Here is a 15484-nt window from a genome sequence, read left to right on the forward strand (position 1 = left end):
TCCCTTTCAGCCGCTTACTCAAGCTCTATGGATTTATTGGTTAACCCTACCTGCGTTATTGTAATGTGTGGAGTAATGTTTATCGGTACTTCAGGAAATAGCTTCTCCCATTCCTTGGCATAGCTCTTGTTCCATTGCTTGGGGTGCTGGCGGTAGATGATATGTCCGAACCCTAGAATATCTTTTTTATAACCTAGTTGTGCCTCACGGCAGACCAATTCAATTCTGGCCTTAACATCTTCCGTAACCAAAGTTCTGACATACTCCAGATCCTTGGGACTACTCATGTCCAGCTTAGAAGTGTTCTCAAAGATAGAAACCTCCGCGTAGGGATCCACCGTTATCGTAATTCCTTTAGTGCCTGCAAGTGTATGGTATTTCGTGCTCGCTGTATGCACTTGTGCGCTGATTCGGCCGCCGCCCTTTTCCACCGGAACTTCGGCAGTTGTTACCGCATCCTTCATCCGGTTCTTCAGCCACATGGCACCTCTGGTTTCTGTCTCATTCAGCCAGCCGATCAGCTGATCCTTGTGGAACACAGCCGCACCTCTGACGGATAGACTGCTAATCTTGGATATGCCTGGATCAGACTCGCCGCTATTTTTATCTGTCTGAGCGGGGATTAGCTGTACACGGGCTGCCATGGGCGTATTTCCCGGCGATACCAACATGTCCATAAATTGCAGGAGACGGACGCTTACATTCTTTTTGGATTTCGCTTCTTCGCGCATGATTTCGGAGGACAGCTTTTCGAATACTGGATTATACTCCAAGATATCTACCGCTTTGCCCTTGGCAAACAGAATATGGCTCTTGATTTGCGATTGCTTGTACCGTTCAAAGAAATCCAGGACTGGCAGTACGCCGCTACGTGCCAGCTTCTCCCCGATAACAATGACCTTACTGTGGTAAAAAACAATCTTCCGCTGTACCTTCTGCTGAATGTACCTGTAGGCCTCCAGGATGGTCTCCCCCTCTGCGGACAGGATCCAGCCTGCTTTGGCCTCCAGCTTTTCGCCTCCGGATTGGTTGGTCACACCTAACAATCGGGGGACGGCGAGTTCCAGCGAGAGCTGGATTTTTCCTTTATCCGTCTTGTCGAGACCGACGGCAGTAACGATAGCGACATCATTTACTTCCACTTTGCTCCAGCAGCCCGTCAACAGAGGGAGAATCAGGAAGAACATCATTGACAGGATCACTGGTTTCACCTGCATTTTTCTCACCCCTCATCTTATTGTTGGAACGAAGCTTATGAATGGCATCAGAACAGAGTGCATGGTCTTGTTCTTATTCGCCAATTCCTCTGCGGCGATGAATGAGATTCCTCCAAGGTACCCGGAAGAGTGTATCCTTAAGATTATTCAAGGATAGGGGAGCTACGGGCGAAAGATAAGGTACGCCAAAGGAGCGGAGCCTAAGCAGATGGATGCATATGACCAGCAGCCCCAGGAGAATTCCGTACAGCCCCAGAGTTCCGGCCAGGAACATTAACGGAAAGCGCAGCAACCGTGCAGCGATCCCCAGGCTATAAGAAGGGAAAATAAAGGAGGCAATTCCCGTGAACGATACAATAATCACGAGGATCGCCGAGACAATGCCCGCCTGCACAGCGGCTTGTCCAATGACTAATGCACCTACGATGCTTACGGCCTGTCCAACAGGGCGGGGCATTCGGATACCTGCTTCCCGCAATCCTTCAAAGGTAATCTCCATGAGAAGCGCTTCGATAATGGCCGGAAAGGGGACCGCTTCTCGTGAGGATGCAATACTAAGCAGCAGGTTGGTCGGCACCATTTCCTGATGAAAGGTTGTTACAGCAATATAAAGAGAGGGAAAGGTCAGGGCGATGAACGCCAGCCAGTATCGTAGCCACCGGGTGGCTGTCGAGATCATGTACCGCTGATAATAATCCTCCGGCGATTGCATCAGTCCCAGAAAAGTGATAGGCAACACCAAAGCGAACGGCGTATTGTCAATCAGTAAGCTGACTTTACCTTCTAGCAGAGCTGCAGCTACCCGATCTGGACGTTCTGTACTAAGGACTTGCGGAAACGGCGAATAGGTATTGTCCTCGATCAATTCTTCAATATATCCGCTCTCCAGAATCGCATCGATTTTTATTCGGCCAAGCCGTGTGCGCACTTCATCTATTAGTTCTGTCTTGGCGACTCCGTCCAGGTACACTATGACAATGTCCGTATTGGACACATCGCCAATGGTTAGTGGCTCCATTTTGAGTTTATTCGTCTTAAGCCTGGTGCGTAGAAGACTCGTATTAGTACGCAGCTTCTCAGTAAAGCCCTCCCGGGGTCCGCGAATGGTAGGCTCAGAGGCCGCTTCTTCGACCGCGCGTGCTTCCCGCCCTTTCATGTCGAAGATCAGGGCTTCGGAAGAACTCTCCAGAATGAGTATGGTGTCACCGTTCGTTATGGCAGATACGATGGTATGCATTTCACTCTCTAGCTTGCTCTGGCAGGCAGATACAATACTTTTTTGCAAGATTGCTTGGACATTGTGATGCTTGACTTGTTCATTCAGCTTGAGTTCCAGTTGGCTGCGACCGTGCAGCAAGGGTGTAATGATGTGCATGTCCACAAGAGATACATCCACTAATCCGTCTATGAAAATAATGATGCCACGGTAACCATCGCAGACCAGCAGTTCCTTGAATACGATGTCGCTTGAACGGTCAAAGCTCTCTCTGAAGAACGCCAAGTCGGCTTCGAAATTACCGCTTAGTGTAGGACCCATCGGAGAATTCCCCCTGGACAACTGTGGGGTTGGCAGCTTTTTGTGTGATTTACGATTTCTTAAGAGCCATTTAAGCATATTTACATCCTTAGAGGGATCTGACTTGATAGTTCTATGCTATTATGCGCAATTTTCATGGAATTATATTCTTGGATAAAAAGGCGCCCTAATACTCCATGAATAGCAGCAACGGGTCGATTTTTTAGCTTGAATATGGCAAATTTTTTTAAACTCATTCTTTACAATCCATAAATTGCCACCTGTCGTTATACTAAGTAAAGATAACTGTTGGAGGAATTTATAATGATTACAGAGTTAAGAACTCAAGAATTCTATAAAATAAGGCATCTGACGGACCCCTGCAACAACATAGAGGTAAGGGCTGTTGCTGAAGGTATCAACCCGGGACGGGTATACACAGACCATCCCGATGAACCCGAAGCGGCGTTAATCTGGATTCAGGGCCAGTCAGATTTTCAGATCGTTGGAAATCCGCGAAGCCGTGGTTTTTTGCAAGGCCTTGATTCTTATATGAGAACCTATCTTGAGCCTGAACTGTTAAAGCAGAATATTCATGACGTAGAGATTGTGCCGGAGAACAGAGAGTGGGGAGAGACGATTCGTGCGATCTTTCATCCGCGCCATCTCTCCCATGATATTCAGCATGTGTTCGGGCTCATAGAGGATAATGTACCTCCGGTACTGGAAGTTGTATCATCATCACCGTTAATCATCACCAGAATGGACAAGGAGACGTTAAGACCCGGAAGATATACGAATTATGCTTTTTTGGAGCAGAAAATTCTTAACTACTGGAACTCCATAGAGGAGTTTTTGCAGCGGGGTATTGGATATATCGCGGAGTGTAATGACAAGGTGGCCAGTGTGTGTTTCTCTGGCTTCGTAGCCGGGAGTATCCATGCGGCGGATGTAGAAACTGTGGAAGAGTTCCGGGGACAGCATTATGCTGCAGGGGCAGTCAGGGCTTTTATTAAGGAATGCGGTCAACATAATCTCCAGCCTTATTGGGATTGTTCTCCTGATAACTTGGGGTCGATTCGGCTGGCTGAAGGTGCAGGCTTGTCTTTAGATTTCAGCTACCCTATATTCTGGTATAATCTTGCCCCGAATAAGGAGGAATCTGAGTTCATGGAAATTCGCGGAGAACAGGTGCTGCTGTCCAGTCTAGCTATTGATGATTTGGACTTTATAAGCAGTACATTATGCAACAAAGAGTTGTGGTATTACGAAGAGAGTGTAGATGAAAATAGGGCGGAAGTACGTGAAAAATATCGGAGCAGGATTCAAGATGCCGGGAATAAGGATCATTATGATTTTGTAATTCGTAGAGCGACTGATTCTGAGAGAACACCAATTGGGATTATAAAGCTTTGGAGTTATGTTGGTTTCCGCAGCAGTTGGGAGCTTGGTTATGCTCTGCTTCCGGAATACAGTGGGAATGGATACGGGATTGAGGCCGTGCGATTACTGCTGCAATTCGCTTTTGAACAGTTGAAAGCCCATAAGGTAGTTGGAATGTGCAATAGCCATAATGAGCGGTCGGCGGCGCTGATGGAGCGGAGCGGGTTGGTGAGGGAAGGGATTTTCAAGGAAGAGCTGAATTGGCAGGGGCGCTGGGTTGACCAGTATTTTTATTCGATCTTGGAGAAGGAATTTATACATAGTTAATAAGGACTCCTCTTTTGTAGTGATGATTGCACAATCTCATCCTGAGCAAAAGAGGTTTTTTCTGCCCTTGTGTATAACTGATAACATATGATACTATTAACATAAGTTATCTAATGAAGGGTGAATTGTAATGTCAATCAAACTGGCGATTTTGGGCATCCTGAGCTGGAAGCCATCCACTGGATATGACCTGAAAAAAATCATCGAGGACTCCTCGGCAATGTATTGGTCAGGCAACAACAATCAAATTTACAAGACATTGGTGCAACTTCTTGGAGAAGAACTCGTTACGAATGAAGTGCAGCATCAAGAAAGCTCACCTTCAAAGAAGATTTATACGATTACTGAAAAGGGCAGGGCTGAATTGAAAAGCTGGGTGCTCTCACCACCGGAGCTGCCGGAAATCAAGAAAGGGTTCCTGACCCAATTGGCGTGGGCCGATCAGTTAAGTCCTGCAGAGCTGGAAGAGCTACTGTCAGGATATGAGCAGGAGCTCATTCTGCAGATCAGTCTGGAGCAGGAGAAGATGCGTAGAGGACTCTTTTCCCCTAATCGCACATCCCGTGAAACGTATATCTGGAAAATGATTGATAAGAATATCATCGCCTCCTATGAGCAGGAGCTGCAGTGGGTGCAGCAATTACGCCAAGGTTTGACAGAACAGGCTTCAGAATACGAACAAGCAAAGGAGAGAACAGAATGAATTATCAAGTGATCAGCAACAACAATGTGGCCTATGTATCAGTCCTGTCCGCCGAGACGCCGCTGAGCAGAGAACAGGATGCATTGGACCTCATTGGCTTATGCTCAGAGCATGACACCAAACTGCTGATGCTACACAATGCAGTGCTGTCTGCAGATTTCTTCAACCTCAGAACAGGGCTGGCCGGCGGAATGATGCAGAAGCTCATTAATTATCATGTGAAATCTGCGTTGATTTTGGATGAAATGATTACAGAAGGCAGATTCAAGGAACTCGCTTCCGAATTGAATAAAGGAAACCAATTCAGAATATTTGACAATACCGATGAAGCCGAGCAATGGCTTCTCCAGCAAGCTTAGTATGGACATAAAAAAGAATCTTCAAGCATGCGTAAAGTCGCAGGGCTGAAGATTCTTTTTTTCATAAGTTATGCTTCTGAGGCAGCAGGATAAGGATTTCTGTCCCTTGGCCTAATGTTGAGCGTACCTTGATTTCACCACCATGGGCATCGACAATTGCTTTGGCAATGCTCATCCCGATCCCCGAGCCTGCGGTGGATTCTTCAGTATTGGTACCCCGGTAATAGCGTTTGAACAGATTTTGCTGAGTGATTTCATCCATTCCGGTTCCATTGTCCGCTACCTTGATGTAAGGGGCGTTATTCATTATACCTACGGTGACGTTAACCGTAATACCAGGCGGATTATGCTTCACCGCATTGGATAACAGGTTGTCCATCAGCCGCTGCAGCCAATTGTCATCTGCCTGAACATATAAGGCCTGATCTGTACCCTCATATGTAAAATCACAGTCTGACATCGTTGCATCATTCACATATTTCAGGACAGCACGGCGTACCAGCTCTTCCAGGTCCAGCTTGTGGACTTTCATGAGCGAAGCCCCATGCTTGAGCTGATTAATGAGTGAGAAGTCGGTGATCAGCTCAAGCATATAGTCGCCTTTTTCGCGGATCATCGTGCCCATAACTTGAAGCTCCTCCTGATCCCATTGTCCAGGCTGGTTCGCCAGCATGTAGCCATACCCCTGAATAGTAGCCAGTGGTGTGCGCAGGTCGTGTGATATGCCGGACATCCATTCTTCCTGCGCGTTCTCCAGTCGTTTGCGTTCTTTCTCCGTGTGTGCCATTTGTTCAGCCATATGGTAGAACGTCTGAATAACCTCGCTGTATAGCTTGTAGCTGATTTTCAATTTACCGTTTCGCTTGAAGACTTTGCGCCTGTCCTTCTCCGTCAGCACTTGATCATAATGCCCTTGGCTCAATCGTTGGAACCAACTGACGAAGAGGATCAGTGGCTGACCATAGCGGTAGCCGTGCCAGACAGAGACGGCCAATGAGAAGACAAAGATGAATATAGCCAGCCAGTAGATCGCGCGGACAAGACTCTGGACGACAGGCTGCTTAGGGATGTTCTCCACCGCATTTGGTGAGTATAACATCCAGGTTTTTGCTGTGTGCGGATCCCGGTAGACTGCAATGTTCCTATCCGTATTGGCTGGAGCCTGCTGCATTTCCAGAATTTCCAGCGTAGCCTTGTTTGGATAAAAAGAGCTGCTCTTCCCGGCACTCTGAACGGTTGTCCCGGCTTCGTCAGTGACTTGCAAATACCTTCCGCTTTCCATCAACTGAGTGGATAGTTCGGAGAGCTTGGAGCTACTAACCAGCCCATTGCTCTGATAGCTGTTGAACAGATTGATGAGCAGATCCAGGTCAGGATTCTTATAACCAAGGAGAAAAAGCTGGGTCTGTGAAAGATTAAAATCCATTTGAGAATGCACCGAGTAATCTTCGTACTTTCCTGATTCCTGTATGTTTAACAATTGGGCCACAGAGTAGGAGGAGGGAAGCGATGGGACAATGGCCGAATTAATGTCATAGATCACGTTCCCTTCCTTATTGATAATCTGCAGCCACATCCCCCGCTCCTTGAGCAGATTAATCCAGTGTGAGGGGACCTTGATCTCCCCGTTACGCATAGAGACTTCTGTTGTGATGCTGGTCAAGGCCCCGTTTGGAAAATTGCGGCGCAAGTCATCATCAATGGTTTTTTGTAGAAACATAAAGAGCAAGAACAGACCAATGGCCTGTATAAGCAGGGCATATAAAATAAACTGATAGGTAAGGTGGAAGGCAATACGCCGTCTGATTTTCATGACTCCTGCGGCCCCTTTGCCAGCTTATAACCGAGACCGCGGATGGTCAGTAAATATTTGGGGTTTCCAGGGTCAAGCTCGATACGCTCCCGGATCCGCCGGATATGCACGGGTACTGTGGAGTCATCTCCCAGCCCGTCAATCCCCCATACGGCTTCATAGAGCTGGGTGCGGGTAAAGACGATCCCCGGATGCTTGCAGAAATGGAGAAGCAACTGGAAGACCTGCGCCGGGCAGGAGACGGGTTGTCCGTCTACCAGCAGCTCACCTTCTGCTTCGTTGACGACGAAATGTCCGAACTCGTACTTCACAGCTTCAGAGCGGGGGGGAATAAGCATCACCGATGAATTCTCGGCATCCTGACGGCGCAAACGAGCTTTAATCCGGGCCACGATTTCCAGAGGATTGAAAGGCTTGGTGATATAATCATCCCCGCCCATGGCAAAGCCGGTCAGCACATCCAGGTCTGAAGCCCTTGCCGTTAGAAAAAGGATATGGGGATTGCCGTATTCTCGAATACGCGAGCAGATATCCAGCCCACTGCCGTCAGGGAGCATGATGTCGAGCAGAACGATCTCAGGACGGACACGCCGGGCGACCTCAAGCGCCTCCCGGCAGGAAGCGGCAGTATAGATGTGCTGGAACCCTTCCTTGCGCAGCACCATTTGAAGCATAGTGATAATTGAAGATTCATCGTCTACGATGACTATTTTTATATCGTTCATTATTGTCATATATTCTTCACCCACTCTCATCGTACCATATTAACTTTAACAGAACTTGAACAGTAGAGGAAAAGTAAGTACGATCGTTAATCGGACAGCTAAAGCAGAGATGATGCAATAATTATCAGGCTGCTCAGGAGCGTGTTCCACAGTCACACTAATGGAAGTTTGTCCCAAACTTCAGAAAGCTATTGCTAAAGGATAATGAACCTGATATATTGAACTCAACTCATACGTATGAGTGAACGGCAAGCAGGACAACACGAGATGAAAGCGCTAAATCACCTGCAGTAGTAGTCTTGAGCAGAATGGACGGTGCAGCCTGGCTGGCCATCCCGTGATTGCGTGTAAGGAGGCAGATATGCTTAACAAGCATGACAGTGTCCCACTGTACATCCAACTGCAGAACATTATCCGCAGCGATATCATCAATGGGAAGTTCAAAGAAGGGGGGATGATTCCTTCTGAGACGGAAATGATGAAGCTGTATCAGGTCACAAGGACCACGATCCGTAAGGCAATTGACGGTCTCGTCGATGAAGCCCTTCTGGTGAAGATGCACGGCAAGGGCACGATGGTGTGCCTGCGGGAGATGAAGCATAATATCTGGAACTTCAGCGGGTTTACCGAATCAGCGCGGAAGAAGAATGAAATTCCCGTCTCGCGTGTGCTGAAGAAGGAGATTATCAGCATGGAAGGCAACTCTTACATGCATTTGGTTCGGCTCCGGGGCACGCGCAGGGAGAGCAGTATTAAGTGGCTGACCTTAGACACTTCCTATGTTCCGTTGGCTCTTTTTCCGGATATCGATCAATATGATTTCTCCGAGCAGTCCCTGTACCAGATTATGAATCAACGCTACAGTATTTACCCGCAGAATGCAGCGCTGGCCATTCATCCCATTAACAGCAGCAAGCGAACAAGACAGCTGTTTGAATATGAGGGGGATTTCCCGCTGATCATGACCAAGGGAAGCGTAATGGATGAGAAGGGAATCGAAGTGGAAAAGGTAGAGGTTATCTACGGTCCGAGTGTCGAGTTCAAAGTGGTTACCCATATTTAATCGCCGAGTAATCTCGGCTTTATTTTAAGATCAACTCATACGTACAACCGTATGTGTATAAATTTAAAGATAGGAGATAGATTTTATGAAAAACAAAATTCTAGGTGCATTATACGGAATGGCTATTGGTGATGCGATGGGGATGCCGTCGGAGCTGTGGGGCAGAAACAAGGTGAAGGCGTATTTTGGAACCATAACCGATTTTCTGGATGGCCCTAAGGAAAATGATGTGGCATGCAACTTTACCCGTGGTCAATTTACGGATGACACCTCACAGGCTTTGCTAATCCTGGATGCTCTTATTGAAAGCGATTTCGTCCCGGAGACGGCTGTGATTGGCCGGCACTTGCTGGAATGGGCTGATAGGCTGAATGCTTTTGAGAACAACATTCTAGGGCCAAGCTCCAAGGCTGCGCTGCTCGCCCTAAAGGCAGGTAAGGATGCGACGGAGTTCACTTCCAAAGCCGAAACGAATGGGGCCGCGATGCGGATTGCTCCTGTCGGAGGACTATTCTTGCCGGCAGAGGTTCAGAAGTTATCCAAATTCGTGTACGACATCAGCAAGGTGACGCATTCTACGGATGTAGCTGTAGGTGGAGCGGCAATGGTTGCCGCAGCAGTAGGAGCCGCCATAGTCGACAAGTCCTGGGAGGATATTATGGCCCATGCGGTATTGGCCTACCTGGAAACGAAGGATTATGGTGCAGAGACGTACAGCGCATCGCTCCCTGCGCGGCTGAAGCTCGCACTGGAATACGCGGAGAAGTACGAAGGTCAGGACGAAAGATTCCTGCAGGTCATTTACGATGTCATCGGCAGCGGCGTAATCACCAGCGAATCTGTTCCAGCAGCGCTAGCTATTGCGTATTACGCCAAGGAACCGCAACGATGCAGCCTATTGTGTGCAAATTTGGGTGGTGATACAGATACCATCGGTACGATGGCAACTGCCATCTGTGGTGCCAAATCGGGAGCAGATGCCATTGATCCCTCATGGAGAGCATTGATCGACGAGGCCAATGGTGTGAATCTCAGTCAGTATGCCGATCATATTCTTGCGTTCAGAACACAGCATTAATTCATTCTGATTCATTATAGGGGGAAGAAGAACATGTCCAATTCGAAGTCTGAACTGTTTATCCCGTCTGATGAAAGAACCGGAAGTCCCAAGGAACTTTTTTTCATCTGGTTTGCTGGCAATATTGGAATTCTGGGTGTAGTTTATGGCGCACTTATTGTGAGTTATCATCTGAGCTTTATCCAGTCCGTACTGGCGGCAGCCGCAGGTGCATTGTCGTTTGCACTTGTGGGTTATCTAAGTCTGTCAGGTCTCAAGTCAGGCGGAACCACCTTCGTGCTGTCTAGAGCAGTCTTTGGCGTCAAGGGAAACTATATTCCGAATCTGCTCGGTTGGCTTAGTCTAATAGGCTGGTTAGCAGTGAACGTGATTACGGGAACGCTTACCCTAATGTCACTGTTCGGGCTGTTTGGTATCGGTCAATCAGCAGTATTGACAGTGATAAGTCTGGCGTTGTTTGTGGTACTGATTCTAACATCGAATCTCTTTGGGCAAAATGTCCTGGTCAAAGTACAGACCTTCTTCACCTATGTGTTCGGGGCATTAACCTTCCTGATCCTGGTTATTCTCATTCCCCAGACAGACTGGACAGCGTTGTTCAAGATGAGCAACGGTAACTGGCTGAATGGCTTTCTGCCGGCGCTCTCCATCATCATTGCAGGAACGGGAATCAGTTGGTCCATTGCTTCCGCTGACTACAGCGCTTATCAGAACCCGGCCAATTCCGGCAAAAAGGTATTCGCAGGTGTGACTATCGGCGCCTTTATACCACTGTTCTTCATCATGGGCGTGGGGATTCTGCTCAGTACTTCTGTGCCGGATCTGGTATCCGCTTCCAACCCAATCCAGGCCATTGGAAATGCGCTTCCGAAATGGATGACAGTCGTCTACTTCATTACAGCGCTTGGCGGCCTGATTCCGCAATGTATCATCAGCTTGAAATCGGCTCGTGTCAACATGGAGACGCTGAACATCAAGGTTAGCGATAAAACCGCTATCGCGATTCACGCGCTAATTATGATCCTTATTCCGGTCTACGTCCTGTTTATTTCAGAGGATTTCCTGATGAACTTCCAGCTGTTCCTCGGTATTCTCGGCATTGGCCTGGCAGCCTGGGCGGCGACATTTATGTTCGACTATGTGCTTCTGAGAAGCAAGACTGGCTATGATGCAGGATTGCTGGACAATGCTACAGGCAGGGCATTTAATTATAATGGCGTAATCAGCTGGATTATCGGTGTAGTTACAGGTTTTCTGTTCACTAACTCTCCGTTCTTTAGCGGCCCGTTTGCCACAGGAATTTTTAAGGATAGCAGCCTAGGTGTGCTGCTGGCCTTTGCGGCAAGTGCTGTGACAACCATCATCTTGAGTCAGGTGAATAGAAAGTCCATGCAAGGAGGAGTATCCCATGAGTGAAAATATTCTGGATCGTGTAAAATCCGATAAAAGCCGCAGAATCCTCGTGATCGGTGCAGCTGTAGTGGATGTGATCATCCAGCTTGACAGACTGCCAAGAACGGCTGAGGATGTCATGGCCGAGCATAAAGAAACCATTGTGGGTGGCTGCGCCTACAATGTGTCCAATATCCTGAACCAGCTACATGTGAATTACAGTCTGTTCGCCCCGGTGGGACAAGGAAGCTATGGCGATATCGTCAAGGCCCAGCTGCAAAAGGACGGCGTACCCGTGCTCCTGGAGGACTTGTCCGGAGATAACGGTTGGAACCTTTCCATCGTAGAACATGATGGTGAGCGCACCTTCATCACTATTCCTGGAATCGAAACACGATGGGCTGCCCACTGGTTCGAGACAATTGATCTCGCTAGCTATGACTATATCTACGTTAGCGGTTACGAATTGGAAGGACCATCAGGCCCTATTATTTTGGACGCTCTGAGCCAGCGCAAGTCAACCGGGAAGATTGTCTTCGATCCAGGTCCGCGCGGTGAATTCCTGGAGCCATCGATTCTGGAAAGAATCTTCAGCATGGGTACGATTGTGCATGCCAATAAGAACGAGATCCAGGCCATCATGCAGGAGAATGATGTTAAGGAAGCGGCAGCCAAGCTGACCCAGCGGACTGGCGAAGCGGTTGTCGTCACCTTGGGTGGAGAAGGCACCCTGTACTGTTCACGTGATGAAGAGGGGATCGCCGAGACGGAGCCGGTGAAGGTTGTGGATACGATCGGTGCAGGCGATTCGCATACCGGCGCTTTTATCGCGGGACTTGCCAGAGGCTATTCTCTACAGCAGGCCTGTGAGCTGGGGAATGTCATAGCCGGTAAAGTAGTCCAGCAGCAGGGCGGGCGGCTGCAATTGTAAAGGCCGAACACCGCGCGCCGGGAGCCGCACGCGGTGCGGAAAAACATCTTTGAAAAATCCGGCTGGAGCCTATCGCCCTGATCCAGCCGGATTTTTACGTATATAGCGTTACTTTTCCGTGTACAATTGGGTAAACTTTAAGTACAAGGATTGTCATTCTCATATAACTGGGCAAAGGAGAGCGAAGATGAGAAATGCAGTAGCGATCTGGGCGGGGAATTTCAACACTGAAGAAGAGCTTATGAGCTATACGGAGGGTTCCTCTGGTGATGGGGTGACCGGGGGTAATTTTATAGACGAAGCAGGAATAGAGGGACTGGACCAGGATTTTATGGAACGGCATTTTGCGGGAAGTGGGGAAGAGCGGCGGAGTTTGGTTACCTACTTGCGGCATGAGTACATAGAGGATAGTGCGTTTGCGGAACAATTACCTGCTGACTTGGAAGCTCGCCTCGCCCCTTACAATTCGGTGGTGCTGGTTTACGGTAATGATTCTCCCTATGGTCCAGTGAATGAGATGCTGCTGGACAACGTTGTATCGAATAATATTGCGGCATCGTTTCCGATGATACTCATAGCCCGTGTGGAGTATGAGTCACTTGGGAGGTAGCAATGAAAAACAGGCTTGCCGCGGGTCTCGTTACCCGACGGGAAGCCTGTTACGTTATTCCTGTGAACAATCATTTAGATGATTATTTCTTTGCTTTAAGGCCCATGGAATCCATCAGCTTGTGGAATACTTCAGTATTCTCGTAGATGCCTGTGAAGAGATTCGCATTTCTGCCCATAGCTGTAATCGGAATATCTACCGCTGTGTGTCCAGAGGTTGTCCAGTCTACCACAAAGTTTGCTTTGGAATTGGCAATAGCGAATGGACCGTCTTCCTTGGAGATGCCATCGCCGGACTCGTCGCTATCATTCACTTCTTCAATCGAGAAACCGCCGGTTTCATGGTCAGCTAGTACGAGAACCAGCGTATCCGGGTTCTTCTTGGCAAAATCCTTGGCGACTTGAACCGCTTTATCCAGCTCTTGACCGGATTTAATCGTCATTTTCGCATTGTTTTGGTGTGCAAATTCATCCGTACCTTCTTCCTCGACCATCAGGAAGAAGCCATTTTTATTCTTAGAAAGGGTGTCGATGGCTTTCGTAGTCATTTCTTTAAGGGAGACTACAGGGTTATAGATATCGCCTTCACCTTCAGGCTTTTGCTGGAACATTTCCTCATTAGCGAACAGTCCAAGCAGCTTGCCACCCTTTGCTTGTTGCAGTTCTGTTTTGGAAGAGACATGGGTATAGCCCAATTGCTTAGCTTTTTCTACAAGATTACCTTGAGTTCCTTTGCTCTTCTCGGAAGGGTCTTCTGCAGGCTCATCCTGGAATTTACCTGGGTTGCCTGCCGGGTACCAGAAATCCTCGCCTCCACCAAGCAGTACATCGACTTTACTCTTCGTCAGTAGTTGCAGTGCGATGTCGCTTTGCTTCGAACGATCCTCCACGTGCGCGCCAAAAGCGGCACCGGTGGCATCCGTAATCTGACTGGTCGTAACCACGCCAGTGGATTTACCAGCTTCTTTGGCATATTCCATAATAGTAGGTACCGATTTCTTGTTGGCATCCATGCCGATGGCACCGTTGTAAGTCTTCACACCACTGGCATAAGCTGTGGCAGACGCCGCCGAATCCGTAACCGGAACGGTGGAGCTTGTATGGATCAGACCCGCGTAGGGCATGGAATCCATAGCAAGGTTGCCTTTTTCACCAACAGTGGCTAACCGGATGGCATTTCGTTGTGCTGTCCCCATTCCGTCACCGACAAACAGAATAACATTCTTAGTCTTGGAAGGAGCGGCGTCCGCACGATTGGTGACTTGTGCAGTTATTACGCTTGAAGCGAACAGGGCAGTTGCCGCGGTGGCTACAACGGCAGTCTTGATTCCATACTTTTTCGGTGATTTCATATGTTCCCTCCTAATGTTTGTACTACCAAACAAATCATATAGAACTTTGATTATGGGAGTGTTTTCGGAATATACAAAAAGTATTAACTTCCATAGGAAAGCTAGCACCGGAACATCGACTGTTGATAGATTTCAACAATAGCGGTATATTTCTTCACCAGTCGACTTAATAGTGAAAGAAGAAGGGGATCCTCCTCAACTAACAGCATTTTTGTGCCTTATTTTTCTTGAAAATAAGAAAATTAGGTAAATAAGGACATTATTGTATCTTATTATTCGAAAAAGCACACTTAGTGGGGTATTTTGGAAGATTTAAGGTACAATATTGCACTTAATCTCCACTAACCCTCAGTTGCAAAAGATTTAAGATACAAAAATGCCGTTAATTAGGCTTCGATGCTACTGATATAATCTCTCTTTTGTTAGATTTGCTTTTTAATGCGTTTTATATAGGAACATGTTCAGAAATCGAATGATGTGAAAAATTCTTCAACTACAAGTGTACGTTCAGTATAATAAAAGAAACTATTATCTTTTTTTGCAGGAAGGGAAGAACAACGTGAGCAGACAACAGGTGTTTACAGGTTCCCCTTGGGAACCGGTCGTAGGATATTGCCGCGCCATTCGTGTGGGCAACGTGATTGAGGTCGCAGGCACAACAGCGATGCAAGATGGAGAAGTTATCGGCTTAGGAGATCCTTATGCACAAACGAAGTTTATTTTGGAAACCATTGAAAAGGCTCTGAACGAGTTGGGGGCTGACCTAACGCATGTAGTACGAACCCGGATGTTTGTTACAGACATCTCTAGATGGGAAGAAATCGGGAAAGCGCACGGTGAATTCTTTAAAGAGATTCAGCCGGTAGCAAGCATGCTGGAGGTAAAGGCGTTAATAGACCCGCGTCTCCTGATCGAAATAGAAGCAGAAGCTATCATTGATACAGAACAAGGCTAAGAGGTTGGGACAACATCTTGATGAAATTAAACAAAGGGGCTTATCTCAGAAGTAGATTTTT

At 47.7% G+C, this 15484-nt stretch carries 14 protein-coding genes; 9 read left to right on the forward strand and 5 right to left on the reverse strand.

Going from position 1 to position 15484, the window contains the following annotated elements; genetic code table 11:
• Positions 1-14: 14 nt before the first annotated feature.
• The gene (locus HPT30_RS16770; RefSeq protein WP_175372503.1) at positions 15-1217 is read right to left on the reverse strand and encodes a Ger(x)C family spore germination protein; all 1203 of its coding nucleotides are present in this window, start codon (positions 1215-1217) and stop codon (positions 15-17) included.
• 73 nt (positions 1218-1290) lie between these two features.
• A complete protein-coding gene (locus tag HPT30_RS16775) occupies positions 1291-2754 on the reverse strand; it encodes a spore germination protein (protein WP_175372504.1) in 1464 nt (487 codons plus the stop codon).
• A 303-nt stretch (positions 2755-3057) separates the two neighbouring features.
• Here HPT30_RS16775 and HPT30_RS30020 point away from each other — a divergent pair, with 303 nt between their 5' ends.
• The 3 genes from HPT30_RS30020 (at position 3058) to HPT30_RS30030 (ending at position 5505) form a co-directional block, all read left to right on the forward strand.
• A complete protein-coding gene (locus HPT30_RS30020) occupies positions 3058-4443 on the forward strand; it encodes a GNAT family N-acetyltransferase (protein WP_246317196.1) in 1386 nt (461 codons plus the stop codon).
• A 130-nt stretch (positions 4444-4573) separates the two neighbouring features.
• Positions 4574-5146 (forward strand): PadR family transcriptional regulator, encoded by a 573-nt coding sequence (locus HPT30_RS30025; RefSeq protein ID WP_246317197.1) that lies wholly within the window; start codon positions 4574-4576, stop codon positions 5144-5146.
• On the forward strand, positions 5143-5505 hold the full coding sequence (locus HPT30_RS30030) for a DUF4180 domain-containing protein (RefSeq protein WP_246317198.1): 363 nt from the start codon (positions 5143-5145) through the stop codon (positions 5503-5505). Before HPT30_RS30025 ends, HPT30_RS30030 begins: the two co-directional genes overlap by 4 nt.
• A gap of 61 nt (positions 5506-5566) precedes the next feature.
• Here HPT30_RS30030 and HPT30_RS16795 read toward each other — a convergent pair whose 3' ends face one another.
• Together HPT30_RS16795 and HPT30_RS16800 are read right to left on the reverse strand one after the other, a co-directional pair.
• The gene (locus HPT30_RS16795; RefSeq protein ID WP_175372505.1) at positions 5567-7318 is read right to left on the reverse strand and encodes a HAMP domain-containing sensor histidine kinase; all 1752 of its coding nucleotides are present in this window, start codon (positions 7316-7318) and stop codon (positions 5567-5569) included.
• Entirely contained in the window at positions 7315-8043 is a 729-nt protein-coding gene (locus tag HPT30_RS16800; RefSeq protein WP_175372595.1) for a response regulator, read from the reverse strand. Before HPT30_RS16800 ends, HPT30_RS16795 begins: the two co-directional genes overlap by 4 nt.
• A gap of 361 nt (positions 8044-8404) precedes the next feature.
• On the opposite strand from HPT30_RS16800, the gene HPT30_RS16805 reads away from it, so the two are divergent.
• The 5 genes from HPT30_RS16805 to HPT30_RS16825 all read left to right on the forward strand — a co-directional run bounded on the left by HPT30_RS16805 (position 8405) and on the right by HPT30_RS16825 (position 13117).
• Entirely contained in the window at positions 8405-9106 is a 702-nt protein-coding gene (locus HPT30_RS16805) for a GntR family transcriptional regulator (RefSeq protein WP_175372506.1), read from the forward strand.
• Positions 9107-9191: 85 nt separating this feature from the next.
• Entirely contained in the window at positions 9192-10184 is a 993-nt protein-coding gene (locus tag HPT30_RS16810; RefSeq protein ID WP_175372507.1) for an ADP-ribosylglycohydrolase family protein, read from the forward strand.
• A 33-nt stretch (positions 10185-10217) separates the two neighbouring features.
• On the forward strand, positions 10218-11600 hold the full coding sequence (locus tag HPT30_RS16815) for a purine-cytosine permease family protein (protein WP_175372508.1): 1383 nt from the start codon (positions 10218-10220) through the stop codon (positions 11598-11600).
• Complete coding sequence (locus HPT30_RS16820) at positions 11593-12507, forward strand: PfkB family carbohydrate kinase (protein ID WP_175372509.1); 915 nt, start codon at positions 11593-11595, stop codon at positions 12505-12507. The genes HPT30_RS16815 and HPT30_RS16820 overlap by 8 nt, the downstream gene beginning before the upstream one ends.
• 187 nt (positions 12508-12694) lie before the next feature.
• Complete coding sequence (locus tag HPT30_RS16825; protein ID WP_175372510.1) at positions 12695-13117, forward strand: immunity 22 family protein; 423 nt, start codon at positions 12695-12697, stop codon at positions 13115-13117.
• An 82-nt stretch (positions 13118-13199) separates the two neighbouring features.
• Here the strand turns inward: HPT30_RS16825 and HPT30_RS16830 are convergent, their stop codons facing one another.
• Positions 13200-14468 (reverse strand): alkaline phosphatase, encoded by a 1269-nt coding sequence (locus tag HPT30_RS16830; RefSeq protein WP_175372511.1) that lies wholly within the window; start codon positions 14466-14468, stop codon positions 13200-13202.
• Between the two features lie 559 nt (positions 14469-15027).
• Between HPT30_RS16830 and HPT30_RS16835 the strand changes: the two genes are divergently transcribed.
• Positions 15028-15423 (forward strand): RidA family protein, encoded by a 396-nt coding sequence (locus HPT30_RS16835; RefSeq protein WP_175372512.1) that lies wholly within the window; start codon positions 15028-15030, stop codon positions 15421-15423.
• The last annotated feature ends 61 nt before the right edge of the window (positions 15424-15484 follow it).

Source organism: Paenibacillus agri (assembly GCF_013359945.1).
GTDB classification, from domain to species: Bacteria; Bacillota; Bacilli; order Paenibacillales; family Paenibacillaceae; genus Paenibacillus_AQ; species Paenibacillus_AQ agri.